The sequence below is a fragment of the Ornithinimicrobium murale genome, assembly GCF_003352835.1.
In the GTDB taxonomy this organism is placed as follows: Bacteria; Actinomycetota; Actinomycetes; order Actinomycetales; family Dermatophilaceae; genus Ornithinicoccus; species Ornithinicoccus muralis.
Map to the genome: position 1 here is coordinate 70,911 of NZ_QLVD01000028.1, position 26,751 is coordinate 97,661.

The 26,751-nt window shown below is 67.3% G+C and carries 22 protein-coding genes and 1 pseudogene; 20 read left to right on the forward strand and 3 right to left on the reverse strand.

What is annotated here, in order from left to right; genetic code table 11:
• Window positions 1-3 precede the first annotated feature (3 nt).
• From murD to DPQ65_RS13510, 19 genes are all read left to right on the forward strand, one after another.
• Entirely contained in the window at window positions 4-1,491 is a 1,488-nt protein-coding gene (gene murD, locus DPQ65_RS13420) for a UDP-N-acetylmuramoyl-L-alanine--D-glutamate ligase (RefSeq protein ID WP_238146852.1), read from the forward strand.
• A complete protein-coding gene (locus DPQ65_RS13425; protein ID WP_114907865.1) occupies window positions 1,488-2,741 on the forward strand; it encodes an FtsW/RodA/SpoVE family cell cycle protein in 1,254 nt (417 codons plus the stop codon). The genes murD and DPQ65_RS13425 overlap by 4 nt, the downstream gene beginning before the upstream one ends.
• A 14-nt stretch (window positions 2,742-2,755) precedes the next feature.
• The gene (murG, locus tag DPQ65_RS13430; RefSeq protein WP_114907866.1) at window positions 2,756-3,907 is read left to right on the forward strand and encodes an undecaprenyldiphospho-muramoylpentapeptide beta-N-acetylglucosaminyltransferase; all 1,152 of its coding nucleotides are present in this window, start codon (window positions 2,756-2,758) and stop codon (window positions 3,905-3,907) included.
• Window positions 3,904-5,391, forward strand: a complete 1,488-nt coding sequence (murC, locus tag DPQ65_RS13435) for a UDP-N-acetylmuramate--L-alanine ligase (protein ID WP_114907867.1) — start codon at window positions 3,904-3,906, stop codon at window positions 5,389-5,391. Before murG ends, murC begins: the two co-directional genes overlap by 4 nt.
• Window positions 5,388-6,254: a cell division protein FtsQ/DivIB gene (locus DPQ65_RS13440; RefSeq protein ID WP_114907868.1), complete on the forward strand. Its 867-nt coding sequence runs from the start codon at window positions 5,388-5,390 to the stop codon at window positions 6,252-6,254. Before murC ends, DPQ65_RS13440 begins: the two co-directional genes overlap by 4 nt.
• Window positions 6,255-6,404: 150 nt before the next feature.
• Window positions 6,405-7,715, forward strand: coding sequence for a cell division protein FtsZ (gene ftsZ / locus DPQ65_RS13445; RefSeq protein WP_114907869.1), 1,311 nt, complete (start codon window positions 6,405-6,407; stop codon window positions 7,713-7,715).
• A gap of 174 nt (window positions 7,716-7,889) precedes the next feature.
• Window positions 7,890-8,063 carry a Flp family type IVb pilin gene (locus DPQ65_RS13450; RefSeq protein ID WP_114907870.1) on the forward strand — a complete coding sequence of 58 codons (174 nt, stop codon included), beginning with the start codon at window positions 7,890-7,892 and terminating at the stop codon, window positions 8,061-8,063.
• Between the two features lie 212 nt (window positions 8,064-8,275).
• Window positions 8,276-8,476 (forward strand): Flp family type IVb pilin, encoded by a 201-nt coding sequence (locus DPQ65_RS13455; RefSeq protein WP_114907871.1) that lies wholly within the window; start codon window positions 8,276-8,278, stop codon window positions 8,474-8,476.
• 79 nt (window positions 8,477-8,555) lie between these two features.
• Window positions 8,556-8,972 carry a TadE/TadG family type IV pilus assembly protein gene (locus tag DPQ65_RS16525; protein WP_114907872.1) on the forward strand — a complete coding sequence of 139 codons (417 nt, stop codon included), beginning with the start codon at window positions 8,556-8,558 and terminating at the stop codon, window positions 8,970-8,972.
• Between the two features lie 5 nt (window positions 8,973-8,977).
• On the forward strand, window positions 8,978-9,970 hold the full coding sequence (locus DPQ65_RS13465; RefSeq protein ID WP_162802229.1) for a pilus assembly protein TadG-related protein: 993 nt from the start codon (window positions 8,978-8,980) through the stop codon (window positions 9,968-9,970).
• A gap of 31 nt (window positions 9,971-10,001) precedes the next feature.
• Window positions 10,002-10,895 carry a CpaB family protein gene (locus DPQ65_RS13470; protein WP_114907874.1) on the forward strand — a complete coding sequence of 298 codons (894 nt, stop codon included), beginning with the start codon at window positions 10,002-10,004 and terminating at the stop codon, window positions 10,893-10,895.
• Between the two features lie 143 nt (window positions 10,896-11,038).
• The gene (locus DPQ65_RS13475) at window positions 11,039-12,088 is read left to right on the forward strand and encodes a CpaE/TadZ family protein (protein ID WP_238146853.1); all 1,050 of its coding nucleotides are present in this window, start codon (window positions 11,039-11,041) and stop codon (window positions 12,086-12,088) included.
• On the forward strand, window positions 12,085-13,542 hold the full coding sequence (locus DPQ65_RS13480; RefSeq protein ID WP_114907876.1) for a TadA family conjugal transfer-associated ATPase: 1,458 nt from the start codon (window positions 12,085-12,087) through the stop codon (window positions 13,540-13,542). Before DPQ65_RS13475 ends, DPQ65_RS13480 begins: the two co-directional genes overlap by 4 nt.
• A 68-nt stretch (window positions 13,543-13,610) precedes the next feature.
• On the forward strand, window positions 13,611-14,501 hold the full coding sequence (locus tag DPQ65_RS13485) for a type II secretion system F family protein (protein WP_238146854.1): 891 nt from the start codon (window positions 13,611-13,613) through the stop codon (window positions 14,499-14,501).
• Window positions 14,502-14,508: 7 nt separating this feature from the next.
• On the forward strand, window positions 14,509-15,408 hold the full coding sequence (locus DPQ65_RS13490; RefSeq protein WP_114907878.1) for a type II secretion system F family protein: 900 nt from the start codon (window positions 14,509-14,511) through the stop codon (window positions 15,406-15,408).
• Window positions 15,409-15,432: 24 nt separating this feature from the next.
• Window positions 15,433-16,563: a DivIVA domain-containing protein gene (locus DPQ65_RS13495; protein ID WP_114907879.1), complete on the forward strand. Its 1,131-nt coding sequence runs from the start codon at window positions 15,433-15,435 to the stop codon at window positions 16,561-16,563.
• A 26-nt stretch (window positions 16,564-16,589) separates the two neighbouring features.
• Window positions 16,590-16,913: a hypothetical protein gene (locus DPQ65_RS13500; RefSeq protein ID WP_162802230.1), complete on the forward strand. Its 324-nt coding sequence runs from the start codon at window positions 16,590-16,592 to the stop codon at window positions 16,911-16,913.
• Window positions 16,904-17,734, forward strand: a complete 831-nt coding sequence (locus DPQ65_RS13505) for an HTTM domain-containing protein (protein WP_114907881.1) — start codon at window positions 16,904-16,906, stop codon at window positions 17,732-17,734. The genes DPQ65_RS13500 and DPQ65_RS13505 overlap by 10 nt, the downstream gene beginning before the upstream one ends.
• The gene (locus DPQ65_RS13510) at window positions 17,731-19,026 is read left to right on the forward strand and encodes a site-2 protease family protein (protein WP_114907882.1); all 1,296 of its coding nucleotides are present in this window, start codon (window positions 17,731-17,733) and stop codon (window positions 19,024-19,026) included. The genes DPQ65_RS13505 and DPQ65_RS13510 overlap by 4 nt, the downstream gene beginning before the upstream one ends.
• A gap of 251 nt (window positions 19,027-19,277) precedes the next feature.
• Here DPQ65_RS13510 and DPQ65_RS13515 read toward each other — a convergent pair whose 3' ends face one another.
• Complete coding sequence (locus DPQ65_RS13515) at window positions 19,278-20,276, reverse strand: helix-turn-helix domain-containing protein (protein ID WP_114907883.1); 999 nt, start codon at window positions 20,274-20,276, stop codon at window positions 19,278-19,280.
• Between the two features lie 131 nt (window positions 20,277-20,407).
• On the opposite strand from DPQ65_RS13515, the gene DPQ65_RS13520 reads away from it, so the two are divergent.
• Window positions 20,408-24,406, forward strand: coding sequence for a S8 family serine peptidase (locus tag DPQ65_RS13520; RefSeq protein WP_114907884.1), 3,999 nt, complete (start codon window positions 20,408-20,410; stop codon window positions 24,404-24,406).
• 490 nt (window positions 24,407-24,896) lie between these two features.
• On the opposite strand, the gene DPQ65_RS15720 is transcribed toward DPQ65_RS13520, so the two are convergent.
• A complete protein-coding gene (locus tag DPQ65_RS15720) occupies window positions 24,897-25,664 on the reverse strand; it encodes a hypothetical protein (RefSeq protein ID WP_162802231.1) in 768 nt (255 codons plus the stop codon).
• A 348-nt stretch (window positions 25,665-26,012) separates the two neighbouring features.
• A pseudogene (locus DPQ65_RS13525) lies at window positions 26,013-26,210 on the reverse strand (cold-shock protein); the annotation flags it as partial.
• Between the last annotated feature and the right edge of the window lie 541 nt (window positions 26,211-26,751).

Below are 26,751 nucleotides of genomic sequence, written 5' to 3' on the forward strand. Positions count from 1 at the left end.
CGGGTGGCTGGACTGACCTCCAGGGAGTCCGACTGGGCGGGCCTGCGCACCGTGGTGACCGGGCTGGGCGTCAGCGGGTTCGCCGCGGCCGACGCGCTGCTGGAGCGCGGGGCGCACGTGATCGTCGTGGACGCCGGCAACGGCTCCACCGACCAGGCCGAGCGGGCCCGGATCCTGGAGATCCTGGACGCCGACGTGCGCCTGGGGCCCGAGCACACCCAGGCCCTGCCGGAGTATGCCGAGGGGCCGGTCGACCTGGTCGTCACCTCTCCCGGGTGGCGGCCCGACCAACCGGTGCTGGCCGCCGCGGCGGGCGCCGGCATCCCGATCTGGGGGGAGGTCGAGCTGGCCTGGCGGATGCGGCCGGCGGCCGGGGGAGCGCCCTGGCTGACCGTCACCGGCACCAACGGCAAGACGACCACAGTGCAGATGCTGGCCTCGATGCTGCGCGCCGCGGGGCTGCGCACGATCGCCGCCGGCAACGTGGGCACCCCGATCCTCGAGGCGATCATGGACCCCGAGCCCTATGACGTGATCGCGGTTGAGCTGTCCAGCTTCCAGCTGCACTGGTCGGAGTCGATCTCGGCGCTGGCCTCCTGCGTGCTCAACGTCGCCCCCGACCACCTGGACTGGCACGGCGGCCCGGACGCCTACGCCGCGGCCAAGGCCAAGATCTACGAGCACACCCAGGTGGCCTGCGTCTACAACCACGACGACAAGGCCACCGAGGCGATGGTCGAGGAGGCCGACGTCATCGAGGGCTGCCGGGCGATCGGCTTCACCCTGGGCACGCCGGGCCTGTCCATGCTCGGGCTGGTCGAGGACGTCCTGGCCGACCGGGCGTTCGTCGAGGAGCGCAAGTCCTCGGCGGCCGAGCTTGCCACCCTGCGCGACGTGCCCGGCGGCGCCGAGGGTGCGCCGCCGCCGCACCTGGTGGCCGACGCCCTGGCCGCCGCGGCCCTGGCCCGGGCCGCCGGCGTCCCACCGGCCGCGGTGCAGGCCGGGCTGCGTGACTTCGTGCCGGACACCCACCGGATCACCGAGATCGGCGAGATCGACGGCGTCCGCTTCGTCAACGACTCCAAGGCCACCAACCCGCACGCCGCGGCCGCCTCGCTGAGCGCCTACGAGCACATCGTGTGGATCGCCGGCGGACAGCTCAAGGGCGCCGAGGTGGACGACCTGGTCGCCGGTGCCGCCGACCGGCTGCGCGGTGCCGTGCTGCTGGGGCAGGACCGGGCGCAGATCGCGACGGCACTGACCCGACACGCGCCGCAGATCCCCGTCGTGGAGGTGCCCACAGCCGACACTGGAGATGTGACGGCTGTGATGGATGAGGCGATTGAGGCGGCGCTGACCCTGGCTCGACCAGGCGATGTCGTGCTGCTCGCGCCCGCCGCGGCGTCACTGGACATGTTTGCGCACTACGGAGCCCGGGGCGACGTCTTCACCGAGGCGGTGCGGCGGAGGGCCGGCGGGGAGCGGTCATGACGACGTGGCCGGTCCGCCGCGACGAGCAGGGGCGGGAGTCGGTCGCCGCCGGTCTCGGGGAGCGGCTGAAGTCGCCGGTGGCGCCCTACTACCTGCTGCTGGGCGCCACGGCGCTGCTGGTCTCGATCGGGCTGGTCATGGTGCTCTCGGCCAGCAGCGTCGGGTCCTTCCAGACCTCGGGCAACTCCTACAAGGTCTTCACCCAGCAGCTGATGTTCGCCGGCGCCGGCATCGTGCTGGGGCTCGTTGCCAGCCACATCCCGGTGCGGGTGTGGAAGTGGCTGGCCCCCTGGGGCATGCTGGTCGCGATCGGCCTGCAGGCCCTGGTGTTCACCCCGCTCGGCGTCCCCTTCCAGGGCAACCGCAACTGGATCGCCATCGCCGGCATGTCCCTGCAGCCCTCGGAGTTCGGCAAGGTCGCCCTCGTGGTCTTCGGCGCCGCCGTGCTGACCAAGAAGCGCAAGGTGCTGGGTCGGATCAGCCACGTGCTGGTGCCCTTCGTCATCCCCGGCGCGGCGCTGCTCATCGGGCTGGTGCTGGCCGGCCACGACCTGGGCACCGTGCTCATCCTGGTGGCCATCACCGGCGGCATGATGTTCGGCGCCGGTGTGCAGGCCCGCTACTTCGTGGTGGTCGCTGCGCTGGCCGCGGCCGGCGCGGCCTACATGGCGATCGGCAGCGCCAACCGGATGGAGCGCATCCAGGCCTGGATCGGCAACATCTGCGTCAACCCCGACGTGCAGGGCTGCTTCCAGAAGGTGCACGCCGAGTATGCCCTCGCCGACGGCGGCTGGTGGGGCCTGGGCCTCGGCGGCTCCCGCGAGAAGTGGGGCCTGCTGCCCGAGCCGCACAACGACTTCATCCTGGCCATCATCGGCGAGGAGCTGGGCCTGCCCGGCACGCTCACCGTGATGATGCTGTTCGTGGTCATCGCCTACGCCTCCTACCGCATCGTGGTGACCAGCAAGGACTTCTTCGTGCGCATCGCGGCCTGCGGCATCATGGTCTGGCTGGTCTCGCAGGCGATGCTCAACATCGGCTCGGTCATCGGCATGCTGCCGATCATCGGGGTGCCGCTGCCGCTGGTCTCCTCCGGTGGCTCGGCCCTGGTGGCCGCGCTGCTCGGCATGGGGATCCTGCTCAGCCTGGCCCGCTCCCTGCCGGGCGCGAAGGCCTCGCTCGGCAGCCGCCCCTCGCTCCTGCGGCGTACCCTGGCAGTGGTGCCGGCCCCCCGGCTCCGGCGACGCTGATCGGAGCGCCACAGATGAACACCCCACCCCCCTCGGGCACAGCCTCCGAGCACTCAGCCGCCCCACGGCATACGGCCCTGTCGGTCGTGCTGGCCGGCGGCGGCTCGGCCGGCCACGTCAACCCGCTGCTGGCCACCGCCGACGCCTTGCGCGCCGCCGAGCCAGGCTGCCGCATCGTCGTCCTGGGCACCGCCGAGGGCCTGGAGGCCCGGCTGGTGCCCGAGCGCGGCTACGACCTCGACCTGGTGCCCAAGGTGCCGTTCCCGCGGCGTCCCAGCACCGCGGCCCTGCGCTTCCCGCTGTCGCTGCGGCGCTCGATCAGCCGGTCCGCCGAGGTGATCCGCGCCGCCGAGGCCGACGTGGTGGTCGGTTTCGGTGGCTATGTCGCGACCCCGGCCTACCTGGCGGCGCGGCGCACCCGCACGCCGATCGTGATCCACGAGCAGAACGCGCGCCCCGGGCTGGCCAACAAGCTCGGCGCCCGGTTCACCCGGCACGTCGCCACCACCTTTGCCAGCACACCGTTGCCGGGGGCGGAGGTGATCGGGCTGCCGATGCGCGCCGAGATCACCGACCTGGACCGGGCCGCCCTGCGTGAGGAGGGGCTGGCGCACTTCGGGCTGCGCGAGGACCGCACCACACTGCTGGTCTTCGGCGGCTCCCTGGGCGCCCAGCGGCTGAACCAGGCCTTCGGCCGGGCCGCGGGCGACCTGCGCGAGGCCGGGGTGCAGGTGCTGCACCTGACCGGCGGCGGCAAGACCGTGGACCTGGAGGGTGCCGACCCGGCCAGCCCCTATGTGGCGGTGGACTACACCGACCGGATGGACCTGGCCTACGCCGTGGCCGACCTGGTCGTGTCCCGTGCCGGTGCCGGGACGGTCTGTGAGCTCACCGCCGTGGGGCTGCCGGCGATCTATGTGCCGCTGCCGATCGGCAACGGCGAGCAGCGTCTCAACGCCCAGGACGTGGTGGCCGCCGGTGGCGGGCTGCTGGTCGACGACGCCGCGGTCACGCCCGAGTGGGTGCGCGAGAGCGTCCTGCCGCTGCTGGCCGACCGGGACCGTCTCGCGCAGATGGCCGACGCCGCCGCGGTGATGGGCACCCGGGACGCCGCGGAGGTGCTGGCCCAGCGGGTCATCTCAGCAGCACGGCGAGCACCGGCATGACGTCGGGGGTCAACGACCGGTTCGACTTCACCACCCCGGTGCCCCCGGTGGCCGACCTCGGACCGGTCCACTTCATCGCCATCGGCGGCTCGGGCATGTCCGGGGTCGCCCGGATGTTCCTGGCCGCCGGGGTGCCGGTCTCCGGGTCGGATGCGCGCGACAGTGCGACGCTGCGTGCCCTGGAGGCCGAGGGCGCCCGGGTCTTCGTCGGCCAGCGCGCCGAGAACCTGCCCGCCGACGTGGCGACCGTGGTGATCTCCTCGGCGATCCGGGAGAGCAACCCCGAGCTCGCCGCCGCCCGGGAGCGGGGCCTGCGGGTGCTGCACCGCGCCCAGGGCATCGCCGCCCTGCTGCCGGGGCGGGCTGCGGTGGCGGTGGCCGGGGCCAACGGCAAGACCACGACCAGCGGCATGCTGACCGTCGCGCTGCAGCACTCCGGCGCCGACCCTGCCTATGTGCTGGGCTCACAGCTGACGACCCAGGACGGCCGCGGCACCAACGCCGCCCCGGGCACCGGCCCGTTCGTGATCGAGGCCGACGAGAGCGACGGGTCGTTCCTGACCTATCACCCCGACGTCGCGGTGGTCACCAACATCAAGCCCGACCACCTGGACTTCTATGGCGACCTGGCCACCATCGAGGCGACCTTCACCCGGTTCGCCGGCACCATCGCCGCCGACGGGTTGCTGGTCGCCGCTGCCGACGACCGGGGCGCGGCGACGCTGGCCGCGACCCACCGCGAGGGCGGGGGAGCGGTGGCCACCTTCGGCACCGACGAGAGCGCCGACGTGTGGTTGACCGAGCTGCGGCCCGACGCGATGACGGCGACCGCGCACCTGACCTGGCAGCGCGACCTGACCGCGCCCGACGGCGCCACGGTGCCGGCCGGGACGACGCGCACCCTGAGCGTGCCCATGCCGGGCGCCCACAACCTGGCCAACGCGGCCGCGGCGCTGGTGGCCGCCACCGCGGGCCTGGGGCAGGACCTGGACGCCGTGCTGGCCGGCCTGGCGGCCTATCCGGGCACCCACCGCCGGTTCGAGCGGGTCGGGGAGGCCGCCGGGGTGCTCGTCATCGACGACTATGCCCACAACCCGGACAAGGTCGCCGCCGTCGTGCGGGCCGGGCGGGGGCTGGTCGACACCGGTGGCGGGCGCCTGGTCGTGCTCTTCCAGCCGCACCTGTTCTCCCGCACCCGGGACTTCGCGGCCGAGTTCGCCGCCGGGCTGTCCGCGGCCGACGTCGTGGTGCTCCTGGACGTCTATGCGGCACGCGAGGACCCGATCGACGGTGTCTCCGGGGCCACCATCGCCGACCTCGTGGAGGGCCCGCAGGTGCACTACGTCGCCGACCGCTCCGTCGTCGTGCCGAAGGTGGCCGACCTGCTGCAGCAGGGTGACCTGGTGCTGACCGTCGGCGCCGGTGACATCACCGAGCTGGGTGCCCCGCTGGTGGAGCGCCTGCAGGAGCGTGGCGCCCGGTGACCAGCAGGAACAACCCAGACCTCAACAAGACGTCGAGGTCCACCAAGGAGCGCACCTACCGCTTCGGCAAGCGCAAGGGGCAGCCCAAGGCGCATCCGAGGCTGCGGCAGCGGGCCGCTGAGGTCCGGCGCCGTCCGTGGCGCGTGGTCGGGGTGCTGGCACTCATCCTCGCGCTCGTGGCCGGCGTGGTCTTCCTGTTCGGCTTCTCGACCGTCTTCGAGGTCGAGGAGGTCACCGTGGCCGGGGCCAAGGGTGACATCGCCGACGACGCCCAGGTCGTGGGGGACACCCAGCTGGGCCGGCCGCTGGCCCGGGTGGACGCCCAGGCGCTGGAGGAGCGGGTGCTGGAGGACACGCGCGTCGCCTCCGTGGAGATCAGCCGCAACTGGCCCTCGGGCCTCACCCTCGACCTGACCTTGCGCAAGCCCACCCTGGCGATCGACCAGAGCGGCACCCCGGGCATCCAGCTGGTCGACAGCGAGGGCACCGTCTTCAACACCATCAAGGACAAGCCCAAGGGCGTGCCGCTGGCGAGGGTGCGCATCCAGGACGAGGACCTGGACCCCGACGATCTGGTGGCGCTGCAGGAGCTGCGGGACGCCCTGCCCGAGGCGGTGGCCAAGGAGACCGGCGACCTGACCCTGACACGGACCGGTGACATCGAGTTCACGGTCGGCGCCATCGAGGTCGTCTGGGGCGACGGCAGCAACGCCCAGCTGAAGGGCCGTGTGCTGCAGGGACTGCTCGAGCAGGAGGGCCTCGACCCCGAGGCTGAGGTGCCGGCAGCGGGCCCGATGACCATCGACGTGACCATCCCCACGACGCCGGTCGTGACGGGTCTGACCCCCGAGGACGAGGGTTAGACCTCTACTTTAGGTGCAGCGGGCTGGGCGTGCTGGAAGTGACCACGTATGCTCGCACGATAGCGATCAGCTCAATGCCCGATCGGGTCGACCGTGCCTGCGCTGCTCGCTGCACAGACTTAGCAGGACTCCTTAAGGAAGGTTCCACCCGTGTCCTCAGCGCAGAACTACCTGGCCGTCATCAAGGTCGTCGGCATCGGCGGCGGTGGTGTCAACGCCATCAACCGGATGATCGAGGTCGGCCTCAAGGGCGTCGAGTTCATCGCCATCAACACCGACGCCCAGGCGCTGCTGATGAGCGATGCCGACGTCAAGCTCGACGTGGGGCGTGAGCTCACCCGCGGGCTCGGCGCCGGCGCTGATCCGGAGGTCGGTCGCAAGGCCGCCGAGGACCACGCCGAGGAGATCGAGGAGGCCCTGCGCGGCGCCGACATGGTCTTCGTGACCGCCGGCGAGGGTGGTGGCACCGGCACCGGTGGCGCCCCCGTCGTGGCCAAGATCGCCAAGTCCCTCGGGGCTCTGACCATCGGTGTGGTCACCCGCCCGTTCACCTTCGAGGGTCGTCGCCGCGCCAACCAGGCCGAGACCGGCATCGGCAGCCTCCGCGAGGAGGTCGACACCCTCATCGTCATCCCGAACGACCGGCTGCTGTCGATCTCCGACCGCCAGGTCTCGATGCTCGACGCCTTCCGCAGCGCCGACCAGGTCCTGCTCTCTGGTGTCCAGGGCATCACCGACCTGATCACGACACCGGGACTCATTAACCTCGACTTCGCCGACGTCAAGTCGGTCATGCAGGGGGCCGGCTCGGCACTGATGGGGATTGGCTCGGCACGAGGCGAGGATCGCGCGGTGCAGGCCGCCGAGCTCGCGATCTCCTCACCGTTGCTGGAGGCCTCCATCGAGGGCGCTCACGGCGTGCTGCTGTCGGTGCAGGGTGGCTCCGACCTCGGCCTGTTCGAGATCAATGAGGCAGCCCGCCTGGTGCAGGAGGCCGCGCACCCGGAGGCCAACATCATCTTCGGTGCCGTCATCGACGACTCGCTCGGGGATGAGGTGCGCGTCACCGTGATTGCCGCCGGCTTCGACGGGGGAGCGCCCATGCAGCGCTCCGACGACCGAGCCCTGGGCCAGGTGCAGGCCGGCGGGACCAATCGCCCTGCCGCCCAGCAGGGCACGCCCCAGCAGGGCCAGCCGCAGCAGCGCCCGGCCCAGGCCCCGCCGCAGGGTGGCCAGCCCGCTCGTGCACCGCAGCAGGGTGCGCCGGCCCAGGGTGGCCAGGCACAGCAGCAGCGGCCGGCGCAGGCCCCCCAGGGCCAGCCGCAGGCGGCTCCGGCCCAGCAGGGCCAGCCGCAGCCCCAGGGGCAGCCGGCGGCTCAGCCGCAGCAGCCCCCGCGCCAGCCCAAGCCGGTCACCTTCGACGACTCCGACGACCTGGACGTGCCCGACTTCCTGAAGTGACGCCACCCGCGTCAAGCCTCCGGAAAGCAGAGGTATAGCGCGGGCAAAGTGCACTCAATGAGCAAGGGCCCCAGCCAATTTGGCTGGGGCCCTTGCTTTATCTCTCAAGTAGTGTCAGGATCCTCACAGCCTGCTCACACCCCCGACGAGCCGGCCCGTCTCCTAGGAGTCCTGATGCCCCCTGAACTCCTCCCTGATTCGCCGCGTCGCGAGCGTGACCGCGGTGGTACGGCTGCGGAGTATGCGCTGGTCGCAAGCCTGATCGCAGTGGTGATCGCGGCTGCCGTCGGCACCCTCGGCACCGAGGTCCTCGGCCTGTTCCAGGCTGCCGCCGACGGCTTCCCGTAACCTCGCGCCCACCTCACCTGCACGCAAAGGCGAGGTAAAGGAACGTTATAGAATCGTGATAGTCTAGGGCTTGTGCACCAGTGGGAACCGTGTCAGAGTCCTCTCAGGTGCCAACCAGTAGTTGATACCGAAACGGCCAGGTTCCCCTCCCGGCCGACCCCCGCAGACGGGCGTCAGTCAGACGCTCTCACCTTCGAAAGAGGAGAAACCCCATGGCTGCTCTGGCCTACTACGTTGCAACCCTGCGTGCGAAGTTCGAGGACAAGGAGAAGGGTGCAACGGCTGTCGAGTACGGCCTGCTCGTTGCCCTCATCGCGATCGTCATGATCGTTGGAGTCACGCTTGTTGGAGACAACCTGCTGGCCCTGTTCAACGATGTTGGCGCGGAGCTTGAGCTCCCCGCCGCTACCTGATTGATTGTTGCCAGTGTGGCGGCCCAGGCTTTGTGGGCCGCCACACTGGTGTTCAGGTCAGATTCGAGTAGCCGCCCTCATGTCGGGAGTTCGTGTGAACGTTGAACGTCGCCAGTGTGAACGTGGTGCGGCCGCCGTGGAGTTTGCACTCGTCGCCATCGTTCTGATTACCATGATCCTTGGCGTAGTTGAGTTCGGTCGACTCTGGGCTGTCCAAGGAAGCCTCGCTCAGGCAGCACGGGATGCCGCTCGTACCTACGCCATAACCGATGACCCAGCAACCGTGCAACCAGCCTTTCTGGAGACTTTCGCTTGGCTTGCTCCAGGCACGGAATCGTCGCTCAGTATCAATCCATCTCCACTGGCTGACGGCGAACCTGGCGACGTAGACTGCCGGCGCACAGTGACCGCATCCTATGCGGTAAGCACCCTCACCGGTTTCTTGGGGGATAGTTGGAATCTCACTGCTGAAGGGTCCATGCGATGCAACGGATGACTAGCGTGCCAGAGCCCACCGCTGACCGCGGTGCCGTGGCGATCGTTTTCGCCCTGTCGCTACTCGTGCTCATAGGCTTTGTTGGTCTCGGAATCGACGTGACCTCTGCCTATGCGAAGTCGCAGGAGGCGCAGAACGCCGCAGATGCAGGGGCTCTAGCTGTCGCCCAGGAGTGTGCCGACGCGGATCCGGCTTGCGCCTCGGGGAGTCACGGCAGTCTCGTCGATGACCTCGCCGAGGGTAATATCCGATCTGGCTACGATCCAGAACTCGCTCCCGAAGTGAATATCTCCGGCAATCGCGTGACCGTTGAAGTCACTGCTGAGAACCAGAACATGTTCGTAGGGCTCTTTGGTTTCGACACCTTCACCGTGGTACGCGAGGCGACAGCCCAGTGGGAGCACCCAGCGGCGGGTCCAGCCATGCTTCCCCTGACTATATCTGCTTGCCAGTTTTATAGTCAGGCAGGTGACCCTGTATTGAATCAAGAAATCAACGTTTGGCTCCCCAAAGGTTCCTATTTGGAGGATCCGGGTGTCGGCTGCGGGACTCTCGACTATCCGCCTGGTGGTTTTGGATGGCTAGACCATACCGACTGTGTGGTCACGGTGGAAACGGACGATTGGGCCCCGGGGGACACTGGGGCCGATCGCCCCGATGAGTGCATGCTGGAAGCTTTGAATGTCGGTGAGGTCCTACTGATCCCCATTTTCAGCGATATCACCGGAAGCGGGAATAATGCCCAGTTTCAGATCGATCGGTTCGCGGCAATGAAGTTGCTCGGATGGCACTTCACCGAAGGTGGTCCAACGATCAGAGAGGGCCTGCGTTGTCCTGCTTCGTCGAGACCATCAACTAGTGACTACCGCAACTCCTGCCTCAACGTTGAGTTTGTTGAGTGGGTGGAAGTTGGGGAAGGATACACCGGTGGTGCGGAAGATACTGAGGTGTCGATCATTCGCCTCATAGATCCAGCCTACGAAGACAGTCAATCCTAATGTTCTTACTGACCTGCTGTAAGGAAGAATCGTGATTCGACGCATCATCGCCGCCTTCGCGGCCCTCATCCTGGCCGCCGTCGGCGTCTTCCTCGTCATGTCCTACGCCAATACTGCCGATGAGCGTGCTATGGCAGACATGGAGACAGTCGACACCCTTGTAGCCACCGCACACATTCCTCAAGGAACGCCAGCAGAAGAGCTGTCGGACTTGGTAGAGGTGCAGGCGGTACCTGCCAAGTTCCTGGTTGACGATGCCGTCGATGACATGGACGACCTTGAGGGCGAACTCCTCACCGCTGAACTGTTACCAGGCGAGCAACTCACGAACGCCCGGTTTGCCACGGCTGACGAGATCCGCCGTCGGGGAGACTTCGCGCTGCCTGAGGAGGCAGAGGACCTCCACCAGTTGACGATCAACTTGCCCAATCCTCAGGCACTCGGTGGCAGCATCGCCGCGGGCGACACCGTCGGCCTCTTTGGCACCTACGAGCTCCTTCCGCCCACGGGTTGGGTGATCGGCGCGAACGGTGAGCTTGAGTGGGACCCTAACGCAGCGCGAACGAATGACCCCAACAGCAGTGAGGACGAAGCTGGCGACGAAGGTTCCGGCGACGAGGGTGGAAGTGAGGACGGCAGCGAGGAGTCGATAACCTTCACCGATCTGGTGCTCGACAAGGTGCTCGTCGTTCGCGTCGAGGGCGGCTTCATCGCTGGTGGCAGCGGAGATGATGAAGTGGCCGCCGCGGCTCAGGACTCCATCCACGTCACGATCGCCCTGGAACCTCAGGACGCGGCCCGTGTGATCCAGACGATGCACACCGGCACCGTGTGGCTGACACTCTCACCGGAGGACGCCCCCGAGGCTGACATCGATGCCGTGATTCCTTCCGCGCCGACTCGCGTGACTGGGGTCCTGGAATGAGTTCCGTCATCCTGGCCAGTGCATCGACAGACCTTGCTCGCCGGGTCCGTCTGGCCTCGGGAGACAACCTCTTCGTGCTCGCGCCCGAGCAGGTGCCGACCGGGCCAGCGCAGCTCCTCGGGTTGAGCAATGGCACCGGCCCGGTGCAGGCGGTCATGCTTGACGTGACCGGTGAAGGCTCGCCGGATGGGTCACTCGGACTGGCAGAGAGGTTTCAGGAGCAGTTCCCGCACATTGCGGTGCTTCTGGTCACCGATCGCCCCAACGAACTAGGACTTTCCGCGCTCCGCGCTGGGGTCCGCGACCTCGTCGAGCCAGGGCTGCCGATCGACGAGATTCGATGGGTATTGCTTCGTGCCATCGAGGCGAACTCGGCCGCAACCGCTGATGGACAGAAGGCAACACCGGAGGCAAGTGGCCGGGTGATCACGGTTGCCTCGCCGAAGGGCGGAGTCGGGAAGACGACGCTGGCCACCAATCTAGCCGTCGGTCTGGCGCAGGAGTCGCCCAACGGCACGGTGCTGGTGGATCTGGATATCCAGTTCGGCGACGTCGCTGCCGCGTTGGACCTTGATCCGGAGTACACCCTGGCCGACGCTGTTCATGGTGCGGGGCTGCGTGATGTGACCGGCTTGAAAACTCTCCTCACGAAACACCGCACCGGACTCCACGTGCTCTGCGGAGTGAAGTCGCCGGTGGAAGGCGACGAGATCACAGCAGAGCACGTCAACACCATCCTCGGACTGCTCATCTCGGAGTTCCGTTACGTCGTCATCGACACGGCGCCCGGGATGGGACCGCACACACTCGCTGCACTGGACCACACCACTGATCTGGTGCTCACGGCCAGCCTCGATGTGCCCAGCGTGCGGGGATTGCGCAAGGAGATGGAACTGCTCGATGAGCTGGAACTGCCACCGGCCACGCGCCACGTCGCAGTGAACATGGTGGACCGTGGTGGCGGGCTCTCCCTTGCAGATGTCGAGGCAACCATCGGCAGGAAAGTTGACTTCGCCATCCCGCGTTCGAGCAAGGTCATGGCCTCGACCAACCGGGGCCGACCGATATTGGAGGATCGAGGGCGCGACAAGGTCAGCAAGGACTTGGAGCAACTTGTGAGCAGGTTCCGCCCGACCACCGTGCGCAAGTCAGGCCTGTCCTGGTCCTCTCGTCACCGTGGAGCAGCATCATGAACCTCTCGCAACGACTCAGGGCGACCAAGCAGTCTGATGCCGCCCAGGACGACCCAGCCACAGCACCCGCCGGCCTGGCGGAGGATGTCGTGCCGGCAACTCCGGTGACGGCCATCGAACCTGCTCCCCCCGAGGCCCCGCGCAGCGAGCCAGTGGTGCGAGCCTCGGATGCCCTGGCGCGACTCAAGGCCGAGGCACGGGAACAGCTCTTTGCCAGGCTCGGCGCTCGGCTGAGCGACACGTCGATGAGCGAGGCGCAATTACATGAGCTCGTCCGTAAGGAACTCACGCAACTTGTCCAGGCAGCCGACACGCCGCTGAAGACTGACGAACGACGTCGCCTAATCCGTGAGGTCACTGATGACGTCCTGGGCTACGGCCCCCTTCAGACGCTGTTGGACAATGACGACGTCACCGAGATCATGGTCAACGGCCCGGACAACGTCTACGTCGAGCAGGCCGGACGGCTCACGAGGTCCGAGGTCCACTTCGCATCCGAGGAGCACCTCCGGAGAGTCATCGAACGGATTGTGACTCGCGTGGGCCGGCGGATCGACGAGTCGTCTCCGTTGGTTGACGCCCGCCTCGAGGACGGCTCGCGCGTCAATGCTGTCATCCCCCCACTTGCCTTCAGCGGCTCGAGTCTCACGATCCGCAAGTTCGGCAAGGTGCCACTCAAGGTCGATGATCTGGTGGCCAGGGACAGTTTGTCGCCACAGATGGTTGAGCTTCTCCGCGCGTGTGTGCAGGCGAAGCTCAACGTTCTGGTCTCCGGCGGAACAGGCACGGGCAAGACGACCCTGCTGAACGTCCTGTCCTCCTTCATTCCTGGTGACGAGCGGATTGTCACCATCGAGGATGCCGTGGAATTGCAACTCCAGCAGGACCACATCGTCCGGCTGGAGGCACGCCCCCGCAACATCGAGGGACGCGGCGAGGTCACCATCCGGGACTTGGTCCGCAACTCCCTGCGCATGCGCCCAGACCGCATCATCGTCGGCGAGGTCCGTGGCGGCGAGAGTCTGGACATGCTCCAGGCGATGAACACCGGTCACGACGGGTCCCTGTCCACGTTGCACGCCAACACTCCGCGTGACGCTGTGTCACGACTAGAGACGATGGTGCTCATGGCCGGGATGGACCTGCCACTCCGAGCGATCCGTGAACAGATCGCCTCCGCGATTGACGTGATCGTGCACCTCACGCGACTGCGCGACGGGACGCGCCGCGTCACGCACGTGACCGAGGTGCAGGGCATGGAGGGCGACATCGTCACCCTGCAGGATGCCTTCGCGTTCGACTACCACGCAGGCGTGGACAGCCATGGCAAGTTCCTAGGCACCACCAAGTCCACCGGAGTGCGCCCCCAGTTCACGGAGCGGATTCTCGATCAGGGCATCGAACTTCCATCTGAGGTCTTCGAGATCCCAGACCTTCGGATGGTGCGGCGATGACGCGCTGGGAGTCCTTGGTGAACGACCCACAGGCCGTGTGGTGGGCCGCCGGTGCCCTGGTGGCCGCCGTGGCGATCGCCGCCCTGGTTTTTCTCATCCCATCCAAGGCGATCCCCATCGAGCGACGCCGCCAAGGTGTGGCAGGGGCCCCGACAGCCCTCACGCGGGCGACCGACGTCAGCACCGGGCTGATTGACCGTATCCTCCGGAGCCGGGGACGCCTCGACTCGATGGCGCACGCTCTCGATCTAGCGGGCATCAAGCGGTCGGTGCCGGAGTTTATCGTCCTCATCGGCGCAGCAGCCCTGGTCGCCGTGGCCCTGGGAGCAGTGTTGTCCGGGGTGCCTTTGGCCATCATGTTCGGTGTGCTGGCCGTCGGCGGTGCGAGCGCCTTCGTGAAAATCCGGGCCGGCCGGCGACGGGCCGATTTCGCCGATCAGCTTGACGACCTGGTCCAGTTGTTGAGCAGCAACATGCGTGCCGGGCACAGTATTCTCCAGGCGATGGACTCGGTGTCCCGCGAGCTCGAAGAGCCCGGCAAGAGCGAGATCGCGCGCGTGGTCAACCAGGTGCGTGTCGGCCGGGACTTCGGGGAGACCCTTGATGAGACGGCGGGCCGGATGCAGAGCGACGACTTCCTCTGGATCGCACAGGCGATCGCCATTCACCGGCAAGTGGGTGGAAACCTCGCCGAGGTGATGGACACCGTCGGAGAGACGATCCGGGAGCGCAACCAGATTCGCCGTCAGGTCAAAGCGCTCGCGGCCGAGGGCAAACTCTCCGCCTACGTGCTCGTCGGCCTCCCCTTCGTCGTCACAGCGTTTCTGATGGTGACAAATCCCGGCTACATTGGCCAGCTCACGGAGAGCCTGATGGGCTACGTGTTGATCGCACTAGCCGCCGCGCTCCTCTCCATCGGCTCGTGGTGGCTCAGCAAAATGGTCACGATCAAGTTCTGAGGAATCGATGGACACACTCAACACCCTCATCCTCGTGGCGGCAGGCTGCATCGCTGTCGCACTGCCACTCTTGGCCTTCGCCTTCACCGCACGCCCCGGCGTCGCTCGACAGCAGACCCTCAGGAATCTCAACCGGGACATCCACGCCACATCCGTGAGCGATGGACCCCAGGTCGCCGGTGGGACTCTGACGAACCTCGCTCGCTCGCTCACGCCCTTAGTGGCAGTGCGCTGGCTCGACACCCTGCTCAGCCGTGCTGGTCGACCAAGGGCCTGGCCGCTGGAGCGAGTTATCGTGATGAAACTCGTCCTCACAGCCGCCGGGGTCGGGCTGGGGTTCTTCCTGGCGGCGAGCAACCCCAATCCCCGTTTCTTTGCTCTTGCCGTCGGGGTCGCAGTCGTGGCTTGGGCCACACCGGAGTTACTGCTCTACAGCCGGGGTCAGGAGCGTCGCAAGATCATCCAGGAGAAGCTCCCAGACTCCATGGATCAACTGACGATCGCCGTTGAGGCGGGCCTTGGCTTCGAGGCTGCTCTGGCGCATGTCGCACGGCACACGGAGGGGCCGCTCTCGGAGGAGCTGATCCGGACGCTGCAGGATGTCCAGGTCGGTCGACCGCGGCGGGTGGCCTACGCGGACCTCGCCGAACGCACCCAGGTGCAGGATCTCGGACGGTTCGTCAGGGCCATCAATCAGGCAGAGATCAACGGCATCTCGATCGGCCGAGTGCTCGCAAGTCAGGCCAAGGAGATGAGGCTCAAGCGGCGGCAGCGGGCAGAAGAGAAGGCAATGCAGATCCCCGTCAAGGTGGTCTTCCCCCTGATGCTCTGCATTCTGCCGGCACTCTTCATTGTCATCCTAGGGCCCGCGGCGATGAATATTATCGACATGTTTTCCAATTTATAGGGCGCCCACGCAGATGAGGAACGCATGATGTCAATCAGTGCCGACGACGTTGTCCGGAAGACGTTCACCTCCACGCGCTTGCGTGGCGGCTACGCTATCGAGGAAGTGGATGGCTTTCTGGAGGAAGTGGCCGCTTCGCTGAGGCGGTTCACGACCCTGCTGGATGAGCAGCAGGCCGAGATCCACACGCTGAAGACCCACGGCGGCACCATCACTCACGACCTTGAGGTCGAGACGATCCAACTCGAGCAGGTGCGCCAAGAGCGCGATGCCATCGTGGCCGAGCTCGCGGATGCTGACAGTCGCGTTGCCGCAGCACGGGAGGCCGCCACCCTGGCGGAGGAGTCGCGCAACGCCAGTCTCGCGGAACTCCGAGAACGCTTCGATGACGACCTGCTCGCCCATGAGCAGCGCGTGGCTCGAGCCAGTGAGGCAGCTGACGAGGCCGAGCGCGACACTGCACAGCGCATCGCGACGGCGGAGACACAGGTTGCGGCCGCTCAGCAGCAGGCGACCCTCCTGCGCGAGAAGTTGGCAGCCATGAGCGCGGAGGTGCGCTCCGCGGTGACTGACCACCTGGGTGCAGAGGCGGTCGAGGAACTGGTCCCGTTCAGCGTCGAACTGGAGAACGATCCGGTTGCCCAGGCCTCGGCCATGGCCATGCTCGCCGAGCGCGTCCGGCAGGATCATGTGACGGCCGGCCAGCGTGAGGCCGAACGCTTCCTGGGTGAGGCCATGCTTGAGCGCGATGCCCTCGTCGCCGAGGGTCAGGAGGCGCTAGCGACGGCCAAGAAGGAGGCTGCCGGCGTCCTGTCGATCGCGCAGGTCGAGGGTGAGCACGCAAAGGAGATTGCACGCCGGTCTGGGGAGAAACTTCTCGCGGAGGCGCAACGTGGACATGACGACAAGCTGGCTGCAGCTGAAGTACAGGCAACTAGGATCATCGAGGACGCTCAGCTGGAGCGCGATGCGATCATCGCCGACCTGATGACCCGCCGTGAAGGACTGGAGGTGCGGGTCGCCGACCTCGAGAGCGCGCAGCGAGAGTACCGCCAACGTCTCAGGTCGCTCATCAGCGAGCAACTGGCCGCGGTGGACACCGACGACTGGGAGCCGCTGGCTCCAGTCTCGCCTCGGCCCGTTCGCTCCGCATAGAGCACGACGCGCGGGCGTGAGAGCTGATGCCGCATCGACGAGGCACTCAATTGGTGCTCCTGGTGATCATGCTCCAGGCCCTGGTGCCGATACTTGCCTTCTTTGGGACACCACCCGTGCGCTTCGGCTTCCAGATGTTCGCCGGCTACGAGACGCACGACTCCCTGGTCGTCAGAGACAGCCAGGGGGACGAGATCTCTGTCGGTGGCGAATTCTGGTCGCCCTCCCTGCGCCCGGAGCTCGATTGGTCTGAGCGGTACCCCGCTCACGCGTGCTCGCACGTGCCCGGTGCGCATGATGTTGTCGTGTCCCAGTATGGGACCGGACAAGAGGTGCTTCCGTGTCCCTGACCGAGATCAGGGTGGACGCCCGACCTATTGCCCTGGCGCGTATGTGCCTTGGCGCGGCCTACCTCGTCTGTCTGGGGGAGGTGCTCCTGGTTCTGTCGGGCGTTGCAGCGGGAAAGTTGGCATATCCGGTGCTGGAGCCGCTGCCAGATGTCTCGTCCGGCCTCGTCGCCTCGTTGACCCTGGTGGGCATGCTCGCGGGCGTCCTACTCATCCTGGGGATTCTGTCGAGCGCCTCGGCAGTTGTCGGTTGTCTCGTGCTGGTCGTTGCGCAACTGCTGGATCAGCAGACCTACTCCAACCACCTGATCCTGTGCACCCTGCTTCTGGCCTACCTCGCGTTCGCCAAGTCGGGATCACGGTGGGGCGTGGACGCTCGACTGCGAGGCCGACGGGACACCGTCCCCTGGTGGCCCCAGTTGCTCATGATGTCCCAGGTCGCGATCTGCTATCTGTTCGCCGGGCTCTCCAAGATCAATCCGATCTTTCTGTCCGGTCAGACGCTCCCAGAGTTCCTGGTGATCGACGCGCCGCCCCTCGTCTTCCGCGCGCTGGCCGTTGCCACCATCGCCACCGAAATCTTCCTTGCTGTGGCTCTCTGGCTGCCAGCCACACGGCGCTTGGCTGTCCTGGTCGGGCTCGGACTTCACGTCGGCATTGTCGTCCTCTTTGATGGCGGCTGGCTCACCTTCATCGCTTTCTCGCTCCTGTGTGTTGCCACATACTGGATGTTCCTCATGCGCCCAACGCTGTCGGGTCAGTCTCATGTGATGGCACCCCGTTCGGGTCTGCCGGGTCGCATCACGGTGGGAGACCGCGGATGACGATGGGCGACTTCCTCGGCATCCTCAGCGTGACCCTGCTGGTCTTTGCCGCGGGGGCGGTGCACGTCGTCGTGCATGAGGTCGCGCACGCGCTGGCTGCCCGTATGACCGGGATCGGCGTGCCAGAGGTCACGATGGGAGCAGGGAAGGCCTGGCTGCGTTTCCGTCTCTTCGGCACCGTGGTGAAGGTTGGCGGCTTCAACGGCGGGGTCACCCAACTCGAGCCGCGGTCAGAGGCGGGCCTGCGCTGCAGACTCGCCGCTGTGACGGCGGCTGGTCCCCTGAGCAATCTCGCGTTAGCACTGGTGTCCTGGTTGCTGCTGGCGGGCGCCTCAGCGGGAAGCCTGGCAGAGCTTGTCCGCTGGGCGCTCGTCGTGCTGGGCGTCCTCATCACGGTGGTTAATTTGCTGCCGCTGACACTGCAGGGTGGGGCCGTGCGCTCGGACGGCGCCTTGCTGCTCTCGCTCGCCCGGGGCGGACGACGCTCCGCCCGGCAGGCGCTCGCTGCTGGCAGGCTCTCCGTGGCGATGCGCAGGCACGCAGCGGGGGAGTTGCCGGGGGAGAGCGGCAATAGACCGGGAGACGAAGGGCCGATCGACCGGTCCGACCCCGTCATCCTGGGAGTAGAGGGCACTCGCCGGATCTTCACTGGTGAGCTTGACCAGGCCGTCGCGCTGCTGCGCGAGGCCGCGCCACTGCCGCAGGACGACCACACGAGGGCCATGACACTGAACAACCTGGCGTGGGCGCTGCTGCTCTCGCGGCCGGACGGCTGGTTGCTCGAAGCGGACCAAACCAGTGCGGAGGCGCTGCGCCTGCAGCCGTGGGAGAAGACGTTCGACTCTACGCGGGGCTGCGTGCTGGTTGAGTTGGGGGAGCTTGTCGAGGGGCGAGATCTGCTGCGGCAGTGCGATCTCGATGAGGCCGCGTCTCGCGACCGGGCATTCGTCCTGGACCACCTGCTCCGTGCCGAGGCACGGATGGGGAACCTCTATGGCGCCCGGGCAGCCCTGCTCCAGTTGATCGCGGACGGCGCTGACGAACACATCGTGATCACAAGCCGGGCACTGCTGCGGCCGATGGAGGTCGAGCACGCGCTGAGCAGCCTGCTCGGACCGGACGGACGGTTCGTCTGGCCCGAGCACCGAGAGGGCGACGAGATCTCGTGGCATGTCGCAGAGATGCGGTCTGCGCTCACGGCGTTCGTCCGCGAGTCGGACGGCGACCCGCGAGGCGACCAGGTGCGCGTCGCGCTGGGAGGGCTCAACCCGGCAGGTCCTGCCACCAGCTAGAAGGCTGTCATCTCGCGAGCACGGGTCAGTGGGAGTAACTTCGAACCTGAGTGAGGGCGCCGACGTCCCGGGCACTCACCAGCGGTGAGGAGGCTGTCGCATGGGTCGCGAGGACTGGCGCGAATTGGCCTACTGGACATGCGTGGCCGGGGCGTTCGTGACCTACGTCGTCCTCGCCCACATCGTGGGGATGGTGGCGGTCGGGCTGTTCTTCGAATAGCACTCGACAGATCCGGGTGGAGGCCCGCCGCTCAGATCTCTGCCTCGTCCCGTTGCTCTTGACGGATGGCGGCGCGGAAGCCGGCCTGGAATCGGGTGCGGCTGTCGAGCTGGTCGAACAGGGTCTGCAACCGACGCTGCAGGGTGCGGGCGCTGACGCCCAGCTGTCGTGCCACGGCCTCGTCCTGCATGCCGCTGGCCAGCAGGGAGACGATGTCCTGCTCCAGGACGTCGGGGCGTGCGGCCTCGGGTGTGCCGAGTGAGAGGTCGAGGGGAGCGGCCGTCCGCCACAGCGCCTCGAACAGGGAGACGAGCGCGTCCAGCAGCGCGCTGGAGTGCACCACCAGGGCGCTCTCCACGGACACCTCGTGCGAGGTGAGGGGGAGCAGGGCGAACTTGGCGTCGACCACAGTCAGCTTGGTGGGGACCTCGGCGACCCGGACGATCTCGCCCTTGGCGGTCGCCCGCTTCACGTTGGCCGGCATGCTCGGCTGGTCGAAGGCGCTGGGGGTGTAGATGCAGCGCACCCGGACGCCGCGGCGCATCGCGGCCTCCTGGGCCACATTGGGCGTGGAGATGTCGATGGCAAACGGCGGCTTCACCAGGCCCAGCACCTCGTGCTGCGCCGCCTCGTGCAGCTGATAGAACCGGCGGGCGATGGCCTCTCCGCCGGTCACCACCTCCAGCAGCTCCTCCGGGCGCTCGGCGGAGTGGATCGCCTCCTCGGCCATCAGCACGCTCGCGGCCGCACGGCTGGAGGCCACCTCGTCCTGCCGTCTGGCCGCGAGGGCGTCGATCGCCACACCCGGCGGTGTCGCGGTCAGCCGCAGCGGCCGGCCGGGCAGCTTGCTGACCAGGCCAAGCTCCTCCAGGCCCGGCACCAGCCGGCGCAGCGCCTCGGTCGAGACGTTGGCCTGCTCGGCCACCCGTGCCAGGGTGGCGGGACCGGTCCGGAGCAGCGCGCGGTAGGTCGCCTCCTCCGCGACGGACACTCCCAGGCCTGCCAGCAGGGAACCCTGGTGCTGCGCCATGGAGCGTCTCCTCGTCCTGTCGCCGGGTGTGGCTAGTTGTCGACATGTCAAAGGTACGCCATGGGAAAGCGTTGACTCGGTCTTTCGAACGGGTTACCAATGGGCAATCCCCTTTCTCGTGAGGAGCCCCCATGCACGACAAGCCTGCCCACGCGGCTCGGCTACGCCTGCCCAGACCACGACTCGCCTACGGCGTCCTAGCGGTGCCGCTGGTGCTTTCGCCGCTGGCGACGTCCGCGCAGGAGACAGACCACGCGCAGTTGTCCCCGGCCGCGTCCGCGGACTGGACCGTCCAGAACTCCGGTGAGACCGGAGCTGCCCCGGAGGGGCAGGACGTCACCCTGATCACCGGAGACACGGTCCACGTGACCACGGCCCCCGACGGACGGCATACGGCCACCGTCACCCCGGCAGAGAACGCGGCCGAGACCGGGTTCTGGACCCACCAGGAGGGCGACGACCTGTATGTCGTCCCCCTGAGCGTGCAGTCCCTGATCCCGGACCAGCTCGACCCCGCCCTGTTCAACGTCAGCGACCTCGTGGAGGCCGGCTACACCGACGACCAGATGGGCGCGGTGCCGATCATCGCCACCTATCAGGAGGACGCACCGGTGCCGGCCGCGGCCCGGTCCGTGGACAGCCAGGCCCGGGAGCTGGAGAGTGTCAACGGCCTCGCGCTCGCCGTGGACAAGACCGCGGACACCCCGGAGATCGCCGAGGGTCTGCAGCAGTTGGCCACCGGCACCCCGGCCAACGCCCGGTCAGCGCCGGGTGTGCTCACCGGCCTGGACAAGATCTGGCTGGACGCCCCCGTCGCGGGGCTGCTCGACCACAGCGTCCCGCAGATCGGTGCGCCGACTGCCTGGGAGCAGGGCTTTGACGGCACCGGCGTCAACGTCGCGGTGCTGGACAGCGGCATCGACGAGGAGCACCCGGACCTGGCCGGTCAGGTCGTGGCCCGGCAGAACTTCAGCGGCTCGGACACCACGGATGACCTGGCGGGGCACGGCACGCACGTCGCCTCCACCATCGCGGGCACCGGCGCCGCCTCGGACGGCCGGTTCGTCGGCGTCGCGCCCGGCGCCGGCCTGATCAACGCCAAGGTGCTGGACGACCACGGCAACGGCTCGACCAGCGGCGTGATCGACGGCATGGAGTGGGCCGCCGAGCAGGGCGCCGACATCGTGAACATGAGCCTGGGCGTGCGCGGCTTCTACACCGACGGCACCGACCCGGGCAGTCTGGCGGTCAACGCCATCACCGAGGAGCACGGCACGCTGTTCGTGATCGCGGCCGGCAACGAGGGACCCAGGGACGGGACCGTCACCTCGCCCGGCGCCGCGGACCTCGCACTGACCGTCGGCGCCGTCGACCGCGACGAGGACATCGCCTACTTCTCCAGCCGCGGGCCCCGCTTCGGCGACCACGCGGTCAAGCCGGAGATCACCGCGCCCGGCGTCGACATCGTCGCCGCCCGGGCCGGCGGCAGCAACCCGATGTTCCCGTTCGACGACGACTACGCCTATATGTCCGGGACGTCCATGGCCACCCCGCACGTGGCGGGCGCGGCCGCGCTGCTGGCGCAGTCCCGCCCCGAGCTGGAAGCCCTGGAGCTCAAGGCGATGCTGGTGGGCAGCGCCGTGCCCAACGAGGACCTGCGCGTGCTCGACCAGGGCGCCGGCCGGGTCAACGTGCCGACCGCGCTGACCGGTGAGGCGATCGCCGAGCCGGTGGCCATGCACCTGGGCACCTACCCCTACCCGCAGGAGCCGGTGCAGGAGGAGCGCACCGTGACCTATCGCAACCTGGGGGAGGAGCCGCTGACGCTCGACCTCGAGGTGTCCGCGCGCAACGTCGAGGGTGAGCCGGCCGAGGGGGCGGTGTCGGTGAGCCCGGCGACGCTGACGGTGCCGGCCGGTGAGACCGCGACCGCCACCGTCGGTCTGGACATCAGCGTGCCCGGCGCCGGCCAGTTCAGCGGCGCGGTCGTGGCGACCTCCGGGTCGGGCCAGAGCCTGACGACGCCGATCAGCTACTACAAGGAGCCGGAGCGCTACGACGTGCACGTCGAGGGCATCGCCCGCGACGGACGCGAGGCGCAGGGCAGCTTCCGGGTGCTGGACGTCGAGGACGGCAGTGTGTCGGCCACCCGCAACTGGGGCCAGGGCGACACCTGCACCACCGAGCCCTGGGACGGCAGCAACTGCATCCGCCTGGCGCCGGGCGCATACTCCTTCTCCGGCGTGATCCAGACCATGCCCGCCGACCTGCCCGCCCTGGGCTATCCGGGGCAGACGGCTGACTTCCTCAACTCCGCGCTCGTGGCCGAGCCGGAGGTCACCATCGACGGGCCGACCACGCTGACCCTGGACGCGCGGGAGGCCGTCGAGGTCCAGATCGACACACCCGAGCATGAGACGCGCCCGGTCAACGGCTCGGCGGTGCAGGTCCAGTTCCACCGTGTGCCCGAGGAGGGCGAGGCGCTCAGCCACGGCCTGTTCGTCGGGCCACGCACGCAGTTGGAGAGCCGACTGTTCATGACGCCCACTGAGCCGGTCCAGCACGGCCAGCTGTCGGCATACACCCAATGGACCCTCGAGGCCCCGGACGTGACCTTCCAGGTCGAGGGGCACGACGAGCTTGAGCTGGAGCCGCACTACTACGACCGCTACTGGTTCAGCGACAACTCCTGGCAGTTCCCCCAGATCGAGGGGGAGCACGCGCTGACGGTGATGGACGTGGGGACGGCAACGCCCGAGGAGTTGGACGGTGTCGACCTCAGTGGTGCTCTTGCCCTGGTCCGCAGCTCGGACGACGTCCCCGTCGCCGACCAGTCCAACAACGCAGCCGCAGCCGGCGCGACCATGGTCGCGGTCTATCACGACGACCCCGGGTCGGACGCCTATCCGGGTGCCTCCGGCATCCAGCTGGAGGTGCCCACGGTGCGCCTGTCGCACGAGGAGGGCGCTGCCCTGCTGGAGCTGGTGAGCCCGGGAGTGGCCCTGAGCAAGGAGCGGCCCACGATGCTGGTCACCGGCCAGCCGGCCAGCCCCTACCGCTACAGCCTGCGGTTGACCGAGCAGGACACCATCCCGGCCGAGTTGGACTATGTCCTGCACACCGATGACCTGGCCACGGTGAACAACAGCTTCCACAGCCAGCTCAGCGACACGGTGACCCTCACCGAGTCCTGGTTCGCCACGGCGCCCTGGGAGAACTTCGCGATCACCTTCCCGACGCCCACGGTGGGCGGCCCGCGTGAGCGCGTGGACTACTACGTTGCTGAGGAGGGCCTGGAGTACACCCAACACGTCACCACGCCGGAGGAGCGCTACAACTACAACTGGCCGGGCGGCCAGGAAGCTCCGGTCCGGCTGCGCACCCAACCCACGACGTATGACGCGGGCGAGAGCCTCGAGCGGTCCTGGCTCAAGGCACCGGTGCGCACGGGCCTGTGGCCGAGTGAGTCGATGCTGCGCACTGGTGACTCCCTGGACATCCACCTGGCCGGGTTCATCGATGGAGGCGGGAACACCTCAGAGGCTCAGGGCGCGACCTACGACAACGGGTTTGACGTCGCGATGCGGGTCATCGCCGATGGCGGGGAGGTGATCGAGAGCGACTATGCCTATGGCACGCTCGAGATCCCGGCGGATGCGACGGACTATCGCGTGGAGTATGAGGTGGACAACCACTCCTCGTGGGCGCAGCTGTCCACGCACACGAAGACGGTGTGGACCTATCAGTCGGAGCGCCCGGCCGAGGGCGAGGTGCGGGTCGAGCCGATGCTGACCGTGGACTATGACGTTGAGGTGGACCTGGAGAACCGGCTGCTGCCACCGTCGGAACGCAAGGGTCCGCTGACCGTGGAGTTCGCGGTCGGTCACCAGACCGGTGCGGAGTCGCTGCCGATCGCGGACGCCTCTCTGGAGGTCTCCTATGACGGTGGTGAGTCGTGGCGGACGATCAAGAACCTGCGCGAGACGTCCGGGGGGCACTTCGTCGGGAACCTGCCGTCCAGCACGCCGAAGGGCAACGACGGCGCGCTGTCGCTGCGGGTGAGTGCCTCGGACTCTGCCGGCAACACGGTGGAGCAGGAGGTACTGCGGGCGGCTGGCTTGCCGGAGTGAGCTTGCCTGAGTGAGGCCGTATGCCGTGGGGCCGGGGTGGAAGGTACACCCCGGCCCCACGGCTGTGTCTGTGGGTAGAACCGCCGGGGGCCTGCGCTCTGCTGACGAGCCTCATAGGGAGGCGTGACAAATGGGGCAGTCGCGGCAAAAGGACGCACCTCTGGAATGACCGACCCGCGGCAGTTAGCGTGTACTGGGGAAACGACCATGACGTGTCGGACGAAGGGACGGGAATGGCCAAGCAGTACCCGGTCGGGAACGGTGCTGAGCGCGAGGTTGTGACTCGCTTCCGGGAGTGGCAGCGAGACACGGTGAGCCTGAAGGTCACCAATCTTCGTGACGAGGACGCTGACCGCTCCTTGATACCCATGTCCACGGATGACGGACGCGGGGGTGGTTCAGGGATCGGACGCCCGACGAAAAAGCCGAGCCAGGAATCTTTCATGCGAAACGGTGGCCTCTGCAGATTCGGGCCCCGCCCGGTAAGAATTCAGGCCTGATTTTCATGCGAAACGGGGGCCTCTGCAGATTCGGGCCCCGCCCGGTAAGAATTCAGGTCCTGATCGTAATCTGCGTCGAAGGGATCGTGCACAAAATAATAGACCCGAGCCCACATGTCACGTTCGTCGGCTAAGGCGCGCGGCAGAACGAGCCCCATTGATTCAGCCAACTTGACTCGACTCACGTTCACGGCAGCCTGCATTGTGGCAAGCAGGTACCTGGTATTCAAGATTGCTAATCTATACCACAATGGCGCCGTTGCTACTAGGGCGACTCCGACGGTGACCATGGTCATTGATCCGCCAGCCGTGTATAATCCCGTCGCGATCAAGGTGATGCCTGACGACAACGAAAGGTAAACCAAGCTCACAAAGAAATTCACAGGAGCCCGTGACCGTTCGTGCTCGTCTATGAGGCGCTCCGGAATCACACTTTGGATCTCAGACCACAATGTCTGCGAATCTAGGCGGTACCTATCCCATCCATACGTTTCAATGGCGCGAAGCGCGTTAGCAAGCGCTGTGGGGCCGAGCTGCCTTACGTCAGCAGGGTACTTCCGTATGCGTTCATTCAGTAATCCGATGCGGACATCAATGCCCGCCAGTTTGGGGGGCGAGAGTGCGTCGTCTTTGCTGCCGCTCGCACTATTCACCACATTGCGCTCGACCCTAAGTGCCTTGACTTCATCAAGCAGTGCCGCATGCTTCTCCTGTTGTCGCCCCGTCATCGCTACGCGCAGTCTCTTGGGCAGGAACATATAGCCTTCGAGCAGGCGGTATAACACTGTCGATAGGGACGAGAGAAGGATCCCTGTCAAGAAGATGAGGCCCAGAAGGACAAGGCTTTGGTTAGTTGCGCTCGTTCGCGCGAGGTCCCTTACTATTGAAACGTGCGACAGGGTCGGGAGGGCAAGGAAAACTACCACTGGCCACGCAAGCGCGCTCGGAAAGACCCAAGACACGAGAAACGCCCATCCACCAGATAGACCTTTCAGAACGTCTGTCACGGTCGACCCACATCAATAGGTAGCCGATCAGTCTCGCCTAGGCGGTGGCCGGTCATCACCGCCTCCTCCACCAGGACCTTCGAGCGGTCCGGCATATGCAGGTTTGACTGTTTCGGCCTGTGGACCTTTGGGGCCTTGCGTGACGTCGAACTCGACCTTCTGCCCCTCCTGGAGCTCGCGGTAGCCGCTGCTTTCGATCGCCGAGTAGTGAACGAAAACGTCAGCGCCGCCACCGTCCTGCTCGATGAAGCCGAAGCCCTTCTCACTGTTGAACCACTTCACGGTTCCCGTTGCCATGCCCAGACTCCTTCGTGACTCCCGAGCCCCATCGCGGCTCAGGTGTGCCAGCGTGGCAGTCCCTGAAGCGGGTCGTCAAGCAGCCCAGCGGATCGCGATCGCCGCGCAGTAGACCTTGGCGGGTGTCGGACCGACACGAGACAAGAGATGCGGACGTATCCAGCCGAGGTAACTGTCCGAGAACCGTGCAAGCGTCAGCTGCTCCCGGTACAGCGCGTGTGGCGCATAGCCTGGCCTTTCCACGGCGGCAGCGGTCTCATCGGTAGCGCCTCGGGCCGGGGCGCCTGACCAACGAGCATTGAAGCCGACCCCCAGCCGCAGAGGGGCGCCGTGGACGCGCCGACCTGGGGTGCCCGTCGTGGCAGTGCAGGCGCCTCAGTCGGCTTCGGGCACCACGGTTCTGGCTGCGGCCCCACACTTACGCGGTGTCTCCACCCTACGGTGACATGACCGGTGACTGCACGGCGTGGACATGGGCCGCAACGACGGCGTCACGGAGCACACCCACGACGTGCAGATCGATGAGGCCGAGGTCGCCTGG